Genomic DNA, 2,149 nt, shown 5'->3' on the forward strand with positions numbered 1-2,149 from the left:
GACCTGCGGCGGCGGTTGGCTCAGGACCTCGGCGGCGAGGGTTTCGGTATCGATTGCGCGGATCCCGGCAAACCCCCGCAAAATCCGCTGCTCGCCGCGGTTATGGCGCTCGTGGCGTAACGGAAAGCGGGAAACTTCAGTATAGAAAACAAGCCATGAAATTGTTGGAAGAGGACATACTCGCCGCCCGCATCCTGATTGTCGACGATCAGAACGCCAATGTGCAGCTGCTGCTGAACTTGCTCGGCGACGCGGGCTATACCAGCCTGACCGCGACGATGGACCCCTTGAGCGTCTGCGCGCTGCATCAAAGCAATGACTACGACCTGATCCTGCTCGACCTGCTGATACCGGTCATGGATGGCTTCCAGGTGATGGCGCAGTTGCAGGCGCAGGACACCGGCAGTTATCTGCCGGTCATCGTGCTCACCGCCCAGCCGGGACACAAACTGCGTGCATTGCAGGCCGGCGCCAAGGATTTCATCAGCAAGCCCTTCGACCTGCTGGAGATCAAGACGCGCATCCACAACATGCTGGAGGTGCGGCTGCTATACCGGGAGCTTGAGGCCTACAACCTGGTGCTGGAGCAGACGGTGCAGAGCCGCACCGCGGAGTTGCGCGAGAGCGAGGCCCGTTATCGCCGGCTAACCGAGTTGGCGTCAGACTGGTACTGGGAACAGGACGAGACCGGTTGCTTCACCCGGGTTTCAGGTCCGGTGATGGAGATGCTGGGTATCCCCGGCGAGGCGGCGGACGCCATCGACGACGGGCCTTCGGGCGGCTGGAACGAAACCGAGCGCACCACCTTGCGCACCACCATCGCCGAGCGCCAGCCATTTCTGGACTTCCCCTTTAGTCGCGTCAATGCCGACGGCTCGCAGCAGCACTACCGGGTCAGCGGCGAGCCGGTGTTCACCCCGGCGGGCCGTTTTGTCGGCTATCGCGGCATCGGCGTGGAAACCACGCAGCGGATACCGCCGCCTGTGGCGCCGGGTGGTTGACGCGCGATGTCCCCAACCCGCCACAGTCCGAACCAGAACCATCTGCTCGCGTCGCTGCCCGATGCCGAGTTCGCGGCCCTCTTGCCCCACCTGGAACCCTGCCCGCTGGCGTTAGGCGAGATGCTCTACGAGCCGGGTCAGCGCCTGCGGTATGCCTATTTTCCCACCAGTGCCGTGGTCTCGCTGCACTATGTCACCGCCAGCGGTGCGGCGGTGGAGACCGCCGGCGTGGGCAACGAGGGCATGATCGGCATTTGGCTCCTCCTGGGTGGAGACTCCACGCCGAGCTCGGCAGTCGTGCAGACGGCCGGTCAGGCCTATCGCCTGGAGCGCCGCCGCCTACAGCTGGCCTTCGACGGTGTCGGTCTGCTGCGGCGCCTGTTGCTGCGCTATACCCAGGCGCTGCTTACGCAGATGGCGCAGACCGCGGCCTGCAACCGTCACCATTCGATCGAGCAGCAATTGAGCCGCTGGTTGCTGCTCACGCTGGATCGGGCGCCGGAGCGCGAGCTCGTGATGACGCAGGAGCTGGTGGCCAGCATGCTGGGCGTGCGCCGCGAGAGCATTACCGAGGCCGCCGGCAAGCTGCAGCAATTCGGCCTGATCCGCTTTCGCCGGGGCCACATCACGGTGATCGACCGGCATGGGCTGGAGCCCCGGGCCTGCGAGTGCTATGGGGTGGTGAAGCGGGAGTTGGGCCGTCTGCTGGGCGATGTGCAGTACCGCCAGGAGGGGCTGGCGGCGCTTTGATATCGGGGCTTCCCGCTGGGGCATTAGGCGGTTTCCTGAAAAGCGTTACCGATTTTCCGTTCGTCCTGAGCTCGTCGAAGGATATTGTTGTCTCGCCTTCTCAAGCTTTAGGGCGATAGCGCGGATATTTTGACCGATTGCAGCCGAACGGACAATTTGCATAGCCCTGGTCTCTCCTGTGCCTTAAAAGGTTTACCGCGAAAGCCCGTAGGTTGGGGTGACGAAGGAACCCCAACGCCATGGTACCGCCTGAGATGTGTTGGGGTTCGTTCCTGACACTGGTGGCGAATTCTCCGGCCCCCTCAGGCAGCCTGCTGCAACCTGGCAAAGCGCGAGCGTCTGGTCGGCGCCACGGGCGTTCCGTCCAGCCATTCGCAGACCCGTACCAGATCGAGCGC

At 63.9% G+C, this 2,149-nt stretch carries 2 protein-coding genes; both read left to right on the plus strand.

Annotated features, from left to right (window positions below):
* The first annotated feature begins 155 nt into the window (after positions 1-155).
* Positions 156-1,001 carry a response regulator gene (locus QZY44_RS23745; RefSeq protein ID WP_295453780.1) on the plus strand — a complete coding sequence of 282 codons (846 nt, stop codon included), beginning with the start codon at positions 156-158 and terminating at the stop codon, positions 999-1,001.
* 6 nt (positions 1,002-1,007) lie between these two features.
* Positions 1,008-1,751 (plus strand): Crp/Fnr family transcriptional regulator, encoded by a 744-nt coding sequence (locus tag QZY44_RS23750; protein WP_295453782.1) that lies wholly within the window; start codon positions 1,008-1,010, stop codon positions 1,749-1,751.
* Positions 1,752-2,149 lie beyond the last annotated feature (398 nt).

Source organism: uncultured Thiodictyon sp. (assembly GCA_903837595.1).
Classification (GTDB): domain Bacteria; phylum Pseudomonadota; class Gammaproteobacteria; order Chromatiales; family Chromatiaceae; genus Thiodictyon.